Origin of the sequence: Bacillus sp. AM 13(2015) (assembly GCF_001518755.1) — a bacterium.
Lineage (GTDB): Bacteria > Bacillota > Bacilli > Bacillales > Bacillaceae > Bacillus > Bacillus safensis.
Map to the genome: position 1 here is coordinate 1 of NZ_LKCP01000028.1, position 16,824 is coordinate 16,824.

The following is a 16,824-nucleotide window of genomic DNA, read 5'->3' on the forward strand; positions in this document are numbered from 1 at the left end:
CGACATTGCAGTCATGACGAAAGAATCTGAAAACCGAGCGAAAGAAGAGGCTGACAAAAAGGCGAAAAACATTCTTTCACTTGCGTTACAGCGTTGTGCAGCTGATCATGTAGCTGAAACAACGGTATCTGTAGTCAATCTTCCAAATGATGAGATGAAAGGTCGTATTATCGGACGTGAAGGACGAAATATCCGTACGTTAGAAACGTTAACTGGTATTGACTTGATCATAGATGATACACCTGAAGCTGTTATCCTATCGGGCTTTGATCCGATTAGACGTGAAACAGCGAGGATAGCTCTGGACAAGCTAGTCCAGGATGGCCGCATTCATCCTGCACGAATTGAAGAAATGGTGGAAAAATCACGCCGTGAAGTCGATGATTATATCCGCGAGATGGGTGAGCAAACGACATTCGAAGTCGGAGTTCACGGTCTGCATCCGGATCTTATCAAAATTCTCGGCCGCTTGAAATTCCGTACAAGTTATGGACAAAATGTCCTGAAGCATTCAATTGAGGTTGCACATCTTGCAGGTCTCATGGCTTCAGAGCTTGGAGAAGATGCAAAGCTTGCAAAACGAGCAGGTCTTCTGCATGACATTGGAAAAGCCATTGATCATGAAGTAGAAGGAAGCCACGTAGAAATTGGCGTTGAGCTTGCGACGAAATATAAAGAGCATCCTGTTGTCATCAACAGTATTGCCTCTCACCACGGTGACCAAGAACCGACATCTATTATCGCTGTTCTTGTTGCGGCAGCTGATGCATTATCTGCAGCACGCCCTGGTGCAAGAAGTGAGACGCTTGAAAATTACATTCGGAGACTTGAGAAATTAGAAGATATCTCTGAATCTTATGAAGGTGTTGAAAAATCGTTTGCGATACAGGCTGGACGTGAAGTACGTATTATGGTGAAGCCAGATTCAATTAATGATCTTGAAGCTCACCGTCTAGCAAGGGATATTCGTAAGCGAATTGAGGACGAGCTCGATTACCCTGGTCACATTAAAGTGACAGTCATTCGAGAAACTCGCGCAGTAGAGTATGCAAAATAGAGCGGTGCGCTTAGCGCCGCTTTATTTTTTTGTGTAAATATGCAACACTGATAAGAAGATCAATTTATAAGAGAAAGGGTTCAAAAGCGCATGAAAATATTATTTGTTGGAGATATCGTCGGTTCACCTGGCAGAGACACACTGAAAGAATACTTGCCAAAGCTGAAGAAAAAATATCAGCCGCACTTTACCATTGTCAACGGAGAAAATGCTGCTCACGGGAAAGGCCTGACTGAAAAAATCTATCATGAGCTCCTGCAAGCAGGAGCTGATGTGCTCACAATGGGCAACCATACATGGGATAAAAGAGACATTTTCGATTTCATCGATGATGCAGCCCATATAGTCCGTCCTGCTAACTTCCCAGAAGGCACACCTGGAAAAGGTCTCACGTTTATTAAAAAACAAGGAAAAGAATTGGCTGTCATTAACCTGCAAGGACGTACGTTTTTACCGCCAATTGACTGCCCATTTCAAAAAGTAGATGAATTAATTGCGGAAGCATCCAAACGGACACCGTTTATTTTTATTGATTTTCATGGTGAAGCCACAAGTGAAAAGCAAGCAATGGGCTGGTATACAGACGGCCGTGCATCATGTGTCGTTGGAACGCATACACATGTTCAAACAGCAGATAACCGCGTATTGCCAAAAGGAACTGCGTATATTTCAGATGTTGGGATGACAGGACCTTATGATGGCATTTTAGGTGTTGACCGAGAAACGATTATTAAACGATTCAAAACAAGTCTCCCAGTCCGGTTTGAAATTGCGGAAGGCCGCACGACGTTAAGTGCAGTCATCGTAGAAATTGACGAACAGTCGAAAAAAGCTGTCAAAATTGATCGAATTTTGATAAATGATGACCATATTTTCTTTGAATAAATGTTCACATATTTATTTCAGAAAAATATTAATCAGAAAGAAGGAATATGCGCCCTCTATCGTGAATATAGTAAAAATGGTAGGTAGCCTGCTATTTTTGAAAAACATTTTGGGGATGGATTTTCAAAAAAATAGCATCATCTAACAAAGATTGTTCTAATGAACACTCACTTATCCATTGTAAATTTAAGGGGGAGCAGAAATGGAAATTTTAAAAGTTTCAGCAAAGTCAAATCCGAATTCAGTAGCAGGAGCATTAGCGGGCGTTTTACGTGAACGCGGTGCAGCGGAAATACAAGCAATCGGCGCTGGAGCACTGAATCAGGCGGTTAAGGCTGTCGCCATTGCAAGGGGATTTGTTGCGCCAAGCGGAGTGGATTTGATATGCATTCCAGCCTTTACTGACATTCTGATCGATGGAGAAGAAAGAACAGCCATCAAATTGATTGTTGAGCCACGATAATTCTAATTTTATTATTTTCAACCTGCTTACATCATGTAAGCAGGTTGTTTTTGTTTACCGCTATACATTTCTTATATAACATATTCAGTTCGTGAAATAGATAAAAATGACATATTAGAGCTTGCATTTTTTCACCATGATGATAAATTAAGATTAAGTTGAATTTACTTCATCAAAAATAAATATTTAAGTAGGTGAAATAATGTTTGAAGCTTTTTTGAAAAGAGGAAAGCTTGTTTTTATTTTATTTTTTATCGTTCTCATTGCTGGCGGCTATTTATTCGCGCAGCTTCCTAAACGAGAACTGCCAGAATTCGAGGCGAATCTCGTCACGATTTCTACCGTTTTCCCTGGTGCAGATGCAAAACAGGTGGAAAGAGACGTCACCAATAAGCTGGAATCAGCTTTATCTGATATCAATGGTGTAGAGAAAACGAGCTCGGTTTCTGCCATTGGTTTCTCAAATATTGTGCTTGAAATTGAGGATCAAGCCGACTTTCAAAAGGTGGCAAGTCAAATTAAGAATGAAACGACAAGTGCTGCGTCATCTTTTCCTGAGGGAGTGATGGAGCCGGATGTAAAGGATGAGTTCGGCAGCGTACCCGTTGGTTCTTATATGATTGTGTCGAGTCAATCATCGGACTTAGCAAAGAGTCAGAAATCGCTGCGTGCATTGAAGGAAAAAGTAGAGGACATCAAAGGGGTAGACAATGTCGTTATCAAAGGCTTCAATGACAAACAAGCGATATTAAACTTAGATTCAAACAAGCTGGAGGGGGAAGGGTTAAATGTAACTGATGTCACAAATGCCATCAATCAGGAATTTGACACATCTCCACTAGGCGATATTCGGTCAGGTAAAGAGAAGGTCAAGCTGTCCATCGATACATATGACCGCTTAGATCAAGTCAAAAAAATTGAGCTTTTCTCAAAAACAAAACAAGAGCCGGTCAAAATTAGTCAGCTTGGCAGCTTAAAAGAAGTAGAAAAAGAGAAAAGTGATATTGTGTCCTATAACGGAAAGCCCGCCTATTCATTTACAGTGAATATTAAACCAGGGCTTGATATTCCTAAAATGTATGACAAAGTCAATGATGTCATTGAGAAAGAAAAGCAGCTGCCAAATGGGGTGGAGTGGGTAGACTACTATTCACAAAAAAGTGAAGTGGATGCCATTTTCAATGATTTAATAAAAGAAGCCATTGTTGCAGTCATCGCTGTCATTATCGTTACTACACTTGGACTCACGATTGGCGGGGCGTTTATCGTTTCACTCGCCATTCCGCTATCCATTACAATTGGAACCATTCCGCTGCCATTTTTACAAGTGGATCTCAATCAAATTTCGATCATCGGCTTTATCATTGCCTTAGGGATACTTGTCGATGATGCGATTGTCGTCAATGATAATATTTTAAGACAAATGAAAAAATACGAAAGTCCGCTTAAAGGAACAATTGCTGGCGTAAAAGAAGTCGCAGGGTCCATTTTGACATCAACACTTGCTGTTGTGTTTGCTTTCCTGCCTCTTCTTTTCTTATCAGGTGCAAACGGTTCATTTATTCGGGCACTACCGTCTGTTCTAGTAACGACTGTGCTTGCGTCCATGGTGATTTCGCTGACACTTGTGCCGGTCTATCAATATACTGTGAACAGGAAAAGAAAGAACAAGAAGAGTCAAAAAGAGCCGGGCTTCCTAGGAAAACCATTAAAAAAGCTGGCGGATTTCTATGCAGACCGTGTGCTGAAAAACATTGTGAAGCGGCCGCTCGTTATTGGACTAAGTGGCTTGCTTGTTGCAACGCTTGCTTTTTTACTTATTTTCGTCACACCATTTGAATTTTTCCCTGCGGCGAATAAGAAAGAAGTGGTCGTCACGGTCACGCTTCCAAGTGAAACAACATTAGACAAAACAAATGAAACACTAAAGAAAATAGAACAAGAAATTAAGCAGCAAAAAGGCATTGAAGAAACGGCGATTTTTGCAGGCGGCGGGGTGCCGAATCTGTTTAATGAAAGTATTTCAAATGCAAGTGACCACACTGGTCAGATTGTTGTAAGAGTAGACAATGATCAGATGACAAGTAAGGCATTGATAGATCGTATGACCGAGCCTTTGCGAGAGAAATTCAAAGAGGCTGATCTCTTTATGAAAACTATTGTTCAAGGACCGCCCACTGGAGCGCCAGTAACAGTAACAGTTGCAGGTGACTCTTTCACAAAGCTCATTGATGTCAAAGAAACGCTGACAAATGAAATGAAAGACAAAGGAGCAAGCTTGATTACAGATGATGTCAATAAGCCGGTAAAAACGATCTCCTTTGAATTAAACCGTGAGCGAATGGCAGAGGATGGGCTCAGTGCTCAATTTGTCAGCAGACAGCTTGGGCTTGTGACAGAAGGGATTCCATTAGGTACCTTTAAACAAGGAACAAATGATATCGATTTAGTGGTAAAACAGGATATAGGTACACATCAAAATGGTTTAAAGCTAAAAGAATTGAAAGTGCCTGTGAAGACAAACGAGGGTGGTATGCCTCAACTTGAGCCGCTTAGCCGATATGTAACAGAAAAAGAAACAGAGCAGTATGAAAGCATTCCACATGAAAATGGAGTTCCAACCATTACGCTAAAGGCGTATCCCGGCGCATCAGATTCGTTTAAAGACGATATGAAAGAAGTCGTTAATCAAGTGGGGAAAAGCGCGGCAGCGAAGGATTTGACCATTTCACAAGGTGGAGAAAATGAAAATCAGACCCAGTTCTTTATTGAAATTAGTCTCTTATTTGCGGTTGTCCTGCTGCTCATTTACGTGACCATCGCATTCCAGTTCAATTCATTGATGCTTCCACTGTTAGTTCTAGGAACGGTTTACTTAGCCGTATCAGGAGCCATTATCGGACTGTTTGTCACACAAACGCCATTCAGCTTTATGGCAACAATGGGAATTGTCTCATTGGCTGGTATTGTCGTTCGAAATGCGGTCGTCTTATTCGAATTTATTGAACAGCGGCGCAAGCAAGGATTTGATCAACAGACAGCCGTCATTGAAGCGGGAAGAGCAAGGATTAGACCGATACTTTTAACAGCATTTACGGCATTAGTTGCATTAATGCCTGTTGCATTAAGTCATGATCCACTCTTTAAGCCGCTGGCCATCTGCATTGTATCAGGTGTCTTTTTCTCAACGATTCTGACATTATTTATTGTGCCAGCCCTATATGTTGCCGTTTCAAAGAAACGCTGACGATGAAAGCAAATGTCCTTTCAACCGGAGATTTGCTTTTTTTTTAGAAAATATCTAAAAAAATATGTGGGGTGTTCATTTGTCTTTATCTAGTAGACAGTGGTGTTTACGACTAAAATAAGTCGTGTTAAAATCTGATTGGGAGAAGTTTTTTAACAAAGGGGTTGTACGTCATGTGTGGAACGATGAAAGCAATTGTTAAAAAAGAAAGCGCTTACGGAGCGGTGCTTACGGAGATGCCGATTCCAGAAATCAAAGATCATGAAGTATTGATAAAGGTGAAAGCCACTTCGATATGCGGAACAGACGTGCATATTTATAATTGGGATGACTGGGCTAAGGGGCGAGTCAAAGCGCCCTACATTTTTGGTCATGAATTTACAGGGGAAGTTGTCAAAGTGGGGAAGCAGGTCTCACGAGCAAAAGTAGGGGATTTTGTATCGGCTGAGACGCATGTTGTATGTAATCAATGTTATATGTGCTTAACAGGGCAGCAGCATTTGTGCAGTGAAACGAAAATTTTAGGGGTAGACATTGATGGCTGTTTTGCTGAATATGTCAAAATACCTGAACAAAATGTGTGGCATAATCCGGCTCAAATGCCAGTTGAGCTTGCCTCTATACAAGAGCCGCTAGGAAATGCTGTCCATACAGTACTGCACACACCTGTTTCAGGTAAATCTGTGGCGATTTTTGGCTGCGGACCAATCGGCTTAATGGCAATCGCTGTCGCAAAAGCTTCTGGAGCTGTTCAAGTGTTCGCCGTTGATAAAAATGAATACAGGCTCGATCTAGCCCGAAAAATGGGTGCAGATCATATCGTGGATATTGGAAAAGATGATCCAGTCGCGATGATTAAGCAGCTCACGCGGATGGAAGGGGCAGACGTAATGTGTGAGATGTCAGGTCATCCAGCTGCCATTAATCAAGCACTCGAAGCTTGTGCAAATGGAGGAAAAGTCAATATACTAAGCTTGCCAGAACGGCCAGTGACAATTGATATTACGAACCAGATTGTTTTTAGGGGATTAACTGTGCAAGGGATCACGGGGAGAAAAATGTTTGAGACGTGGCGTCAAGTATCTGAGCTGTTAAGAACGAATACCATTGATGTAAAGCCAGTTGTCACTCACACACTGCCATTTGAAGAGTTCGAAAAGGGCTTTGAACTCATGCGGAATGGTACGTGCGGAAAAGTCGTACTGATGATGCCATCATATCAAAGGGGGAAGAAATGATGAAGGAATTCACGTATTTACAAGATGAATTGGAAACAATGAAGCAGCAAGGCACCCACCAAACCTTAAAAGAGATCGACTCAAAACAATCATCCACTGTTACATTAAATGAACAATCTGTTATACAACTCTCCTCAAATAACTACTTAGGCCTCACCTCGCACCCAAGGCTGATGAAAGCAGCAAAAGAGGCGATTGATGAATTCGGAGCGGGTACAGGATCCGTACGAACCATCGCCGGCACAATGACAATGCATGAACGTCTTGAAAAAAAGCTTGCTGCATTTAAAAAGACAGAGGCAGCCCTTGTGTTCCAATCAGGCTTTACGACCAACCAAGGAGTTTTATCGAGTATCCTGACAAAAGATGATATTGTCATTTCGGATGAACTGAATCATGCCTCAATTATTGATGGAATCCGATTAACCAAAGCTGATAAAAAGGTATACAGTCATTCCAATATGGAAGAGCTGGAGAAGATTTTGAAAAAATCAATGAATTATCGCGTCCGTCTCATCGTAACAGACGGTGTTTTCTCAATGGATGGTGATATCGCGCCACTTCCTGAAATCGTCAGGCTAGCAGAAGCATATGATGCATTTGTCATGGTAGACGATGCGCATGCCTCGGGCGTGCTTGGCGAGAATGGCCGCGGGACGGTCAACCATTTTAAACTCGACGGCAGAGTGCACATACAGGTCGGGACCCTTAGTAAGGCTGTCGGAGTGCTCGGCGGTTACGTAGCTGGTTCAGCGGTTTTAATTGATTATTTAAAACATAAAGCAAGACCGTTTTTATTCAGCACCTCACATCCGCCCGCTGTGACTAGAGCGTGTGAAGAAGCGATTGAAGTACTGTTAGATGAACCGGAGCGAATCGATACACTTTGGGAGAACGCCGCTTATTTTAAAGAAAAGGTCATCAGCCTTGGATTCCAAGTCGCCCCAACAGAGACACCGATTATCCCAATCATGATTGGAGACGAAGCACTTACTTTTCGTTTCTCAAAAGCTTTAATAGAACGAGGCGTGTTTGCTCAAGGCATCGCCTTCCCAACAGTAGCAAAAGGCAAGGCAAGAATTAGAGCCATCATCACAGCCGAGCACACAAAAGAAGAACTAGACCGGGCACTGACAATCATTGAAGAAGAAGCAAAAAAACTGAACATACTTGATTGAGAGAGCGCAGGCTCTCTTTTTCTTTTTATGAAAAATGGTTATGACTAATAGACAATTTTCATAGAAGAACCGTATATGATTTATTTTCAATTCATCACAAAATAGTCTATACTGTAGGGTGGAACTTGGTTTGAAAGGAGTACAAATTCATGAATGAAGAGCAGAGAAAAGCGAGCGGACAAGTAAGTTCATCGGACAAAAAATCCGAGAAGGACTACAGCAAATATTTTGAAGCTGTGTACATTCCGCCTTCCTTAAAAGATGCAAAAAAACGGGGTAAAGAAGAAGTCGAATACAATCAATTTCAAATTGACGAGCAGTTTCAAGGGTTAGGGAACGGCCGCAAGTTTTATATTCGCACATATGGCTGTCAAATGAATGAGCATGACACAGAAGTGATGGCTGGTATTTTTATGGCGCTTGGCTATGAACCAACAAATTCAACTGAAGATGCAAATGTCATCTTATTAAACACTTGTGCTATTCGAGAAAATGCAGAAAATAAAGTGTTTGGAGAGCTTGGTCATTTAAAAGCATTAAAACGCGAAAAGCCAGATTTAATTTTAGGTGTATGCGGATGTATGTCACAAGAAGAATCTGTCGTGAGCCGTATTTTGAAGAAACACCCATTTGTTGATTTGATTTTCGGCACGCACAACATTCACCGCCTGCCAGAGCTGTTATCTGAATGTTACCTTTCAAAAGAAATGGTCATTGAGGTTTGGTCAAAAGAAGGCGATGTGATTGAGAACCTTCCGAGAGCCCGTCAAGGTAAAATCAAGGGCTGGGTGAATATTATGTACGGCTGTGATAAATTCTGTACATACTGTATCGTGCCTTATACGCGCGGCAAGGAAAGAAGCCGCCGCCCAGATGAAATTATTCAAGAGGTCAGACGTTTAGCAGCAGAAGGATATAAGGAAATTACCCTTCTTGGTCAAAACGTGAATGCATATGGAAAAGATTTTGAAGATATGGAGTATGGGCTTGGCCACCTGATGGATGAGCTGCGAAAAATTGATATTCCACGTATCCGTTTTACAACAAGTCACCCGCGTGATTTTGATGATCACTTAATTGAAGTGCTAGCCAAGGGCGGAAATCTTCTTGATCATATTCATCTGCCAGTACAATCCGGAAGTTCTTCTGTGCTGAAGCTTATGGCGAGAAAATATGACCGTGAGCGCTACCTTGATCTTGTGCGCAAAATCAAAGAAGCTATGCCGAATGCTTCATTAACAACGGACATTATTGTTGGGTTCCCAAATGAAACAGATGAGCAGTTTGAAGAAACACTTTCCCTCTATCGCGAGGTTGAGTTTGATGCCGCTTATACGTTCATTTATTCTCCAAGAGAAGGAACGCCGGCAGCGAAAATGAAAGACAACGTGCCAATGCGTGTGAAAAAAGAACGTCTGCAGCGCTTAAATGCACTTGTGAATGAAATTTCTGCGAAAAAAATGAAGGAATATGAAGGGCAGATTGTCGAAGTATTAGTAGAGGGTGAAAGTAAAAATAACCCTGAGATCCTAGCCGGATATACAAGTAAAAGCAAGCTTGTGAATTTTAAAGCACCAAAAGAAGCGATTGGCAACATCGTCAAAGTGAAAATCACACAAGCCAAAACTTGGTCTCTTGACGGAGAAATGGTTGGAGAAGCTATCGAGGTGAATTAAAATGACACTTTATTCAAAGAAAGAGATTGTCGAGCGCGCAAGAGAGCTCGCTAAAATGATTTCTGAAACGGAAGAAGTTGATTTCTTCAAAAAAGCAGAAGCGCAAATCAATGAAAATACAAAAATTTCAACGATCATTAATCAAATTAAGGCGCTTCAAAAACAAGCTGTGAACTTAAAGCATTACGGCAAACATGAAGCCTTAAAGCAAGTCGAAGAAAAAATCGATGCCCTGCAAGAAGAACTGGATGACATCCCAGTCATTCAAGAATTCAAAGAATCACAAATGGAAGTCAATTCCCTGCTTCAGCTTGTAGCGCACACAATTTCGAATCAAGTAACAGATGAAATCATTCTTTCAACCGGCGGTGACCTCTTATTAGGAGAAACCGGTTCAAAAGTGAAAAACTCATCACCAAGTTGCTCCATTAAATGAGAAAACCCCGCAGATGCGGGGTTTTTTGTTTTCCTATTGAAATGCACTACCCATTCTCTTCATGTTTCATCAACTCCAAACCTCTCACTCTCCAACTTTTCCAATTTTCAAGGCAAGTTTATGGGCGACCATGCATACACTGAAACAGAAATGAATTTAATTGAACATGAAGTTCAAAATCGTGACACACTAGACGAATGCCCAGCATAAGATAAAACGATCAAGAACAAGGAGGCATGCCGGAATGTCTGAATACAGAGAAATTATTACAAAAGCGGTGGTTGCAAAAGGGAGGAAATTCACCCAAAGCACACACACCATTTCTCCATCGCAAAAACCAACCAGCATCTTAGGTGGTTGGATCATTAATCATAAGTATGATGCTGAAAAGGTCGGTAAAACGGTTGAGATCGAAGGAACATTTGATATTAACGTATGGTACTCTTACGCTGACAACACGAAAACAGAAGTCGTCACAGAGCGTGTGAAGTATGTAGACATCATTAAACTGAGATATAAAGATAAAAATTTCCTTGATGATGAGCACGAAGTGATTGCGAAAGTTTTGCAGCAGCCCAATTGCTTAGAAGTGACCATTTCTCCAAATGGCAATAAAATTATCGTTCAGGCAGAGCGTGAGTTCATTGCTGAGGTAGTCGGTGAAACAAAAATTGTTGTAGAGGTCAATTCAGACTGGAAAGAAAAAGATGATCACGAGTGGGAAGAGGAAGTGGATGAGGAGTTAGAGGATATTCATCCAGAGTTCCTAGCAGGTGATCCAGAAGAGTAATAAATGACTAGGGCGCATATCCCCCTAGTTTTTTTGTGCCTGATCTAGGAGAAAAAAGGTGATTTTTTATGCTATAATTGAAGATGGTATGAATTCGAAAGTAATATAGTGAGGGATTAGAAATATGGCAAGTTATACGCCCATGATACAGCAATATTTAAAGATCAAGGCAGATTATCAAGATGCCTTTTTATTTTTTCGCTTAGGCGATTTTTATGAGATGTTTTTTGATGATGCGAAAGAAGCGGCGCAAGAACTGGAAATTACGCTAACAAGCAGAGACGGCGGCACCATTCCAATGTGCGGCGTTCCATATCATTCTGCTTCTGCATACATAGAACAGTTGATTTCAAAAGGCTACAAGGTCGCCATTTGTGAGCAGGTGGAAGACCCTAAAACGGCAAAAGGTGTAGTCAAAAGAGAAGTTGTTCAACTGATTACACCAGGTACCGTCATGGATGGTAAAGGTTTAAGTGAAAACGAGAACAACTTCATTGCGTCTGTTACCAGCTTTCAAAATGGATACGGTCTTGCGCTGTCTGATTTATCAACAGGTGAAAACATGGCGGCTTTCATCGATCGATTAGATGAAGTCGTATCAGAAATTTATTCTGTTGGTGCAAAAGAAATTGTGGTGTCAAAGCAGCTGGATGAGGAAACAATCAAAACCCTTAAAGAACGCTGCCAAGCAACTATTTCATACGAAGATAGTGATGAACTATTAGAGGAAGCTGAACAGCTCGTTTCCCATCTTGACGACAAGTTAAAAACGGCATTTTTAACACTATATGCCTACTTAAGAAGAACGCAAAAAAGAAGCTTGGATCACCTTCAGAAAGTTCAAGTGTTTGAGCTTGAACAAACGATGAAAATTGATCTTTACTCAAAACGAAACCTTGAATTAACAGAAACGATTCGTTCAAAAAGCAAAAAAGGCTCTTTATTATGGCTGTTAGATGAAACAAAAACAGCGATGGGCGGCAGACTGCTCAAGCAATGGATCGACCGGCCGCTCATTCGTCTTTCGCAAATTAACGAGCGCCAGGAAATGGTGCAAATTCTGATGGATCATTTCTTTGAGCGCGAGGATCTGCGCGAACGATTAAAGCAAGTATATGATCTTGAGCGTCTAGCGGGCCGCGTGGCATTTGGCAACGTGAATGCCCGTGATCTCATCCAGCTCAAGGAATCCTTAAAACAAGTACCGGATATTAAACAACTCGTTCAATCATTACCAGAGGAAATGGCAAAATCAAGAGCGAATGAGATTGATCCTTGCGGCGACCTGCTTGATTTATTAGAAGATGCACTTTATGAAAATCCGCCGATGACGATAAAAGAAGGCAATTTGATTAAAGATGGCTACAATGCAAAATTAGATGAATACCGTGATGCCAGCCGAAACGGAAAGGACTGGATTGCACGTCTCGAACAGCAGGAAAGAGAATATACCGGCATTCGCTCATTAAAAGTCGGGTTTAATAAAGTGTTTGGTTATTATATCGAAGTGACACGTGCAAATACACATCTGCTGGAGGAAGGGCGCTATGAAAGAAAACAAACGCTTGCCAATGCAGAGAGGTATATCACACCTGAATTAAAAGAAAAAGAAGCACTGATTCTTGAAGCAGAATCAAATATTAACGAATTGGAATATGAACTATTTACAGCTCTCAGGGAGCAAGTAAAAGGCTATATTCCTAGATTACAGTCGCTCGCAAAACAAATGAGTGAGCTGGATGCGCTTCAATGCTTTGCGACTGTTAGTGAAAAGCGCCGTTATATCCGTCCGGAATTCTCAGAGGATGACGTGGATGTCAAAGATGGCCGTCACCCTGTCGTTGAAAAAGTGCTGGATCACCAGGAATATGTACCGAATGACTGCCATATGGGAAAAGGAAGACAAACCTTACTCATCACTGGACCGAATATGTCAGGGAAAAGTACGTATATGAGACAAATGGCTCTCATCTCGATTCTTGCACAGATTGGCTGCTTTGTGCCTGCGTCAAAGGCGACGCTTCCAATCTTCGATCAAATCTTTACACGTATTGGTGCAGCAGATGATTTGATTTCTGGTCAAAGTACTTTTATGGTAGAGATGCTCGAAGCAAAAAATGCGATGGTGCACGCAACGAAAAACAGCTTGATTTTATTCGATGAAATTGGACGCGGGACAAGCACCTATGATGGAATGGCGCTTGCGCAGGCGATCATTGAATTTGTTCATGATCATATTGGGGCCAAAACCCTATTTTCTACACATTACCATGAGCTTACGGTACTTGAATCTCAGTTAAGCGAGCTCAAAAATGTTCATGTGCGAGCTGAAGAGCATGAAGGCACAGTCGTTTTCTTACATCAAATCAAAGAAGGTGCAGCTGATAAAAGCTATGGTATTCATGTAGCGCAGCTAGCTGAATTGCCTGATGCCATCATCAATAGAGCCCAGACCATTTTAACGGAACTTGAGAGCGGATCACATGACGTGACCCCGAACGTATCTGCAGCACCAAAAGTAGAAAAGACTGAAGAAAAACAGCAGCTATCTTTCTTTGAAGTAGAGGAGAAACCGCAGCCAAAAGCTGTCCTAAAACAGAAAGATCAAGCGGTCATCGACGAATTAAAGTCATACAACCTAATGGATATGACGCCGCTTGAAGCTATGACAAAGCTGTATGAATTGCAAAAGAAATTATAATGTAAGGTGAGGTGAGCAAAAATGGCAAAGATTATTCAGTTATCCGATGACCTATCCAATAAAATTGCTGCAGGTGAAGTGGTCGAGCGCCCAGCTTCTGTTGTAAAGGAGCTTGTGGAAAATGCGATCGATGCAAAAAGTACAGTGATTGAAATCGATGTAGAAGAAGCAGGTCTTTCTTCTATAAGGATTATTGATAATGGTGTTGGAATCGATGCTGAAGATTGTAAGCTCGCCTTCCAGCGTCATGCAACGAGCAAAATCAAAGACGAAAATGATCTGTTCCGTGTCAGAACCCTTGGATTCAGGGGAGAGGCACTGCCAAGTATTGCATCTGTCTCTCATTTAGAAATGAAAACAAGTACTGGCGAAGGAGCTGGGACACACTTAGCTTTGCAAGGCGGGAAGATTATTTCAGAGAAAAAAACCTCTGGCCGCCGCGGCACTGAGATTGTGGTCACCAATTTATTTTACAATACGCCAGCTCGCCTGAAATATATGAAAACCGTTCATACGGAGCTTGGTAATATATCGGATGTGGTCAACCGAATTGCGCTAGCACATCCCGAAGTATCGATCCGTTTGCGTCATCAAGGGAAAGTTCTCCTCCAAACGAATGGAAATGGAGATGTGCGTCATGTACTTGCGGCCATTTACGGAACAGCCGTGGCGAAAAAAATGCTGCCGCTCCACGTACAATCACTTGATTTTGAAGTGAAAGGATATATTTCGTTACCTGAAGTGACGAGGGCATCACGGAATTATATGTCTTCTGTTGTAAACGGCCGATATGTCAAACATTTTCCGCTCGTGAAAGCGATCCATGAAGGATATCACACGCTGCTTCCAATTGGCCGTCATCCAATTACATTTATTGAGATGAAGATGGATCCGATTTTAGTGGATGTGAACGTTCATCCTTCGAAGCTTGAAGTGAGACTAAGTAAAGAACAGGAACTTCATGAGCTGATTAAACAAGGAATTAAGGAAGTATTTCAAAAGCAACAGCTCATTCCAAGTGCCTCAGTACCAAAAAAAGCACCAATACCAGCTGTGAAAAATGAGCAGCAATCCTTAACCTTTGATGCGAAACAAGGAAACCAAAGCAGGGCGGAAACACCGCTAACCTATCAGCCGGAGCCGCACGAGTCGGTCATATACGAGACAAGTTATAACGATGCATATGGGATGCCTAAACAAGAGAAGACAGAAGCATCATCACCAGTATCTTATGAAGAAGTATCATCTGAGCGTATTCATTTAGAGGAATCCGCCGCTTCATTTGAAGATGAAGAGACGGTACTATATGAAGATGTGACAGAGACGATGCCTGAAAACGAACGCGTCCCTGTGATGTATCCAATTGGGCAAATGCACGGCACATATATTTTGGCTCAAAATGAACGAGGACTTTATATCATTGACCAGCATGCAGCTCAAGAGCGAATCAAGTATGAGTATTATCGTGAGAAGGTGGGAGAGATCGAACAGGAAGTGCAAGAAATGCTCGTCCCCTTAACATTTCACTACTCTAAAAACGATATGCTGATCATTGAAGAGCATAAGGATATTCTAGCGAAAGTGGGGGTCTTCTTAGAGCCCTTTGGTTCAGGAAGCTACATCGTTCGGTCGCATCCACAGTGGTTTCCGAAAGGTGAAGAGGCTGAACTGATCGAAGAAATTATAGAGCAAGTGCTTAATGAAAAGCGTGTTGATATCAAGAAACTGAGAGAAGAAGCGGCGATTATGATGAGCTGCAAAGGCTCAATCAAAGCAAATCGTCATTTGCGTCATGATGAAATCAAAGCCTTATTAGATGAACTCCGGACAACGAAGGATCCATTCACCTGTCCGCACGGCCGGCCGATCATTATTCATCACTCCACTTATGAAATGGAGAAAATGTTTAAACGGGTGATGTGATATAAAAAAAGCGCTCTTAACAGAGCACTCAGCGTGTAGACAAACCCGCGCATTCTTTGTCAGTCCTGCGCTTCGGTGCTCACGAATGTCAAATTCGCTCGGCTCCGATGCTCGTCCTTCCTAGACTGCAAAGGTTTTCTATCACGCTGAAAAAAAGACAAAGGGCTAAAATTAAGATCATTTTAGCCCTTTGTCAACAATCTGAAGCGCTCTTAACAGAGCGCTTTTTTCTTTAGCATCCGCAAGGATCTGGCGGTGTGACCACAACTGGCCGTGTATTAATATCAAGCGTATCTTCTGCATAAAATGTAGAACCGATGCTGAGTGCTCGATTTTCTGCGCGGAACGTATATGTACCTGCAGCAGGAAGTACTTTATGTGAAAGCTTTAATGTATACTTGGAAATTCCAAGTAAATCCAATCTGAGCGGAATACGAACGGTTTGCCCGTTGTTCAAAATGTAGCTGTCTTTTAATGCTTTACCGTTCATAATGTCTTTCGTTGTTGCTTGGAAACCCTTTGGCAATGTGAACTCTACTGTACCAAGACTTAAAACTGAATTTGGGCTGTACGTCAGCTCAATGTCAGAATAAGACCATTCCTGCTTACTAGCTCCTGTAATTTTAGCGTAAAGCGCAGCTGGCTTTACATTGGTTGATGCTTTGCTTTCGGCTCCTTCAGCAGATGCAGAAAGTGGTACTGACAGCGCCATAACCAATGTGAGCATCCCCAGCATAAGAATCGTCCATGTTTTTTTCATTTTTTCCTTCCCCCTTGTTGAATATAGGTAAATAATAGATGATTACACCCATTATTTACCTATAATGTTACCATATTACCATATGGTATTAAATGGGATATTATACCCTTATTTGTCATTCTTTAGTAATAGCGGGGGAATAGCGCATTTGGTTGATTCATTCCGTAAAAATGGCCAGGCATTTGTTGGTTTGTTGGCATCATCATATGCATATCTTGATAACCGTATGATGGTGCGGCATCATCCCGTATCCACCATAATGGCCTAGATGATGGTGATCCTTCATTGGAATATGCTTTGAAAAGTTATCATGCTGATTGGGAAACGTTGAATAGGGTGAATGATGATGTGGATGGTGCGCATTATACATATCTTTTTTGCCGCTATGATAATGGTTTGGCATATTCATATGATCATGCATGTTTGGTGCGATCATATGCTCATGATTGGCTGTATACACATTTAATGTG

At 41.7% G+C, this 16,824-nt stretch carries 12 protein-coding genes and 1 pseudogene; 11 read left to right on the forward strand and 2 right to left on the reverse strand.

The window, feature by feature from the left end; translation table 11 throughout:
• The 11 genes from rny to mutL all read left to right on the forward strand — a co-directional run.
• Window positions 1-1,057: ribonuclease Y (gene rny / locus AOQ70_RS03180; RefSeq protein ID WP_059374843.1), on the forward strand; the 1,057-nt coding region annotated here is incomplete at its 5' end.
• Window positions 1,058-1,147: 90 nt separating this feature from the next.
• A complete protein-coding gene (locus AOQ70_RS03185; RefSeq protein ID WP_058837655.1) occupies window positions 1,148-1,942 on the forward strand; it encodes a TIGR00282 family metallophosphoesterase in 795 nt (264 codons plus the stop codon).
• 202 nt (window positions 1,943-2,144) lie between these two features.
• Window positions 2,145-2,405: a stage V sporulation protein SpoVS gene (gene spoVS / locus AOQ70_RS03190; RefSeq protein ID WP_003211281.1), complete on the forward strand. Its 261-nt coding sequence runs from the start codon at window positions 2,145-2,147 to the stop codon at window positions 2,403-2,405.
• 202 nt (window positions 2,406-2,607) lie between these two features.
• A complete protein-coding gene (locus AOQ70_RS03195; protein ID WP_059374845.1) occupies window positions 2,608-5,652 on the forward strand; it encodes an efflux RND transporter permease subunit in 3,045 nt (1,014 codons plus the stop codon).
• A gap of 173 nt (window positions 5,653-5,825) precedes the next feature.
• Window positions 5,826-6,890, forward strand: coding sequence for an L-threonine 3-dehydrogenase (gene tdh / locus AOQ70_RS03200; RefSeq protein ID WP_039178727.1), 1,065 nt, complete (start codon window positions 5,826-5,828; stop codon window positions 6,888-6,890).
• Window positions 6,887-8,068, forward strand: coding sequence for a glycine C-acetyltransferase (locus AOQ70_RS03205; protein ID WP_126681849.1), 1,182 nt, complete (start codon window positions 6,887-6,889; stop codon window positions 8,066-8,068). Before tdh ends, AOQ70_RS03205 begins: the two co-directional genes overlap by 4 nt.
• Window positions 8,069-8,217: 149 nt before the next feature.
• Complete coding sequence (gene miaB, locus AOQ70_RS03210; RefSeq protein ID WP_034281907.1) at window positions 8,218-9,744, forward strand: tRNA (N6-isopentenyl adenosine(37)-C2)-methylthiotransferase MiaB; 1,527 nt, start codon at window positions 8,218-8,220, stop codon at window positions 9,742-9,744.
• A gap of 1 nt (window position 9,745) precedes the next feature.
• Window positions 9,746-10,180: a RicAFT regulatory complex protein RicA family protein gene (locus AOQ70_RS03215; RefSeq protein ID WP_008358013.1), complete on the forward strand. Its 435-nt coding sequence runs from the start codon at window positions 9,746-9,748 to the stop codon at window positions 10,178-10,180.
• 244 nt (window positions 10,181-10,424) lie between these two features.
• Window positions 10,425-10,970: an outer spore coat protein CotE gene (cotE, locus tag AOQ70_RS03220; RefSeq protein WP_039178732.1), complete on the forward strand. Its 546-nt coding sequence runs from the start codon at window positions 10,425-10,427 to the stop codon at window positions 10,968-10,970.
• A 124-nt stretch (window positions 10,971-11,094) separates the two neighbouring features.
• The gene (gene mutS / locus AOQ70_RS03225) at window positions 11,095-13,671 is read left to right on the forward strand and encodes a DNA mismatch repair protein MutS (RefSeq protein ID WP_059374847.1); all 2,577 of its coding nucleotides are present in this window, start codon (window positions 11,095-11,097) and stop codon (window positions 13,669-13,671) included.
• 21 nt (window positions 13,672-13,692) lie between these two features.
• Complete coding sequence (gene mutL / locus AOQ70_RS03230) at window positions 13,693-15,594, forward strand: DNA mismatch repair endonuclease MutL (RefSeq protein WP_059374848.1); 1,902 nt, start codon at window positions 13,693-13,695, stop codon at window positions 15,592-15,594.
• A 232-nt stretch (window positions 15,595-15,826) separates the two neighbouring features.
• Here the strand turns inward: mutL and bslA are convergent, their stop codons facing one another.
• Both bslA and AOQ70_RS19655 read right to left on the reverse strand, forming a co-directional pair.
• The gene (gene bslA / locus AOQ70_RS03235) at window positions 15,827-16,354 is read right to left on the reverse strand and encodes a biofilm surface layer hydrophobin BslA (RefSeq protein WP_058837651.1); all 528 of its coding nucleotides are present in this window, start codon (window positions 16,352-16,354) and stop codon (window positions 15,827-15,829) included.
• Between the two features lie 202 nt (window positions 16,355-16,556).
• Window positions 16,557-16,824: pseudogene (locus tag AOQ70_RS19655) on the reverse strand (hypothetical protein); the annotation flags it as partial.

What these genes read in the sequence shown, in the direction of transcription:
- spoVS (WP_003211281.1), top strand. Translation starts at nt 2,145, where the DNA reads ATGGAAATTTTAAAAGTTTCAGCAAAGTCAAATCCGAATTCAGTAGCA.
- AOQ70_RS03185 (WP_058837655.1), top strand. Translation starts at nt 1,148, where the DNA reads ATGAAAATATTATTTGTTGGAGATATCGTCGGTTCACCTGGCAGAGAC.
- AOQ70_RS03215 (WP_008358013.1), top strand. Translation starts at nt 9,746, where the DNA reads ATGACACTTTATTCAAAGAAAGAGATTGTCGAGCGCGCAAGAGAGCTC.
- mutL (WP_059374848.1), top strand. Translation starts at nt 13,693, where the DNA reads ATGGCAAAGATTATTCAGTTATCCGATGACCTATCCAATAAAATTGCT.
- bslA (WP_058837651.1), bottom strand. Translation starts at nt 16,354, where the DNA reads ATGAAAAAAACATGGACGATTCTTATGCTGGGGATGCTCACATTGGTT.
- miaB (WP_034281907.1), top strand. Translation starts at nt 8,218, where the DNA reads ATGAATGAAGAGCAGAGAAAAGCGAGCGGACAAGTAAGTTCATCGGAC.
- AOQ70_RS03195 (WP_059374845.1), top strand. Translation starts at nt 2,608, where the DNA reads ATGTTTGAAGCTTTTTTGAAAAGAGGAAAGCTTGTTTTTATTTTATTT.
- AOQ70_RS03205 (WP_126681849.1), top strand. Translation starts at nt 6,887, where the DNA reads ATGATGAAGGAATTCACGTATTTACAAGATGAATTGGAAACAATGAAG.
- tdh (WP_039178727.1), top strand. Translation starts at nt 5,826, where the DNA reads ATGTGTGGAACGATGAAAGCAATTGTTAAAAAAGAAAGCGCTTACGGA.
- cotE (WP_039178732.1), top strand. Translation starts at nt 10,425, where the DNA reads ATGTCTGAATACAGAGAAATTATTACAAAAGCGGTGGTTGCAAAAGGG.
- mutS (WP_059374847.1), top strand. Translation starts at nt 11,095, where the DNA reads ATGGCAAGTTATACGCCCATGATACAGCAATATTTAAAGATCAAGGCA.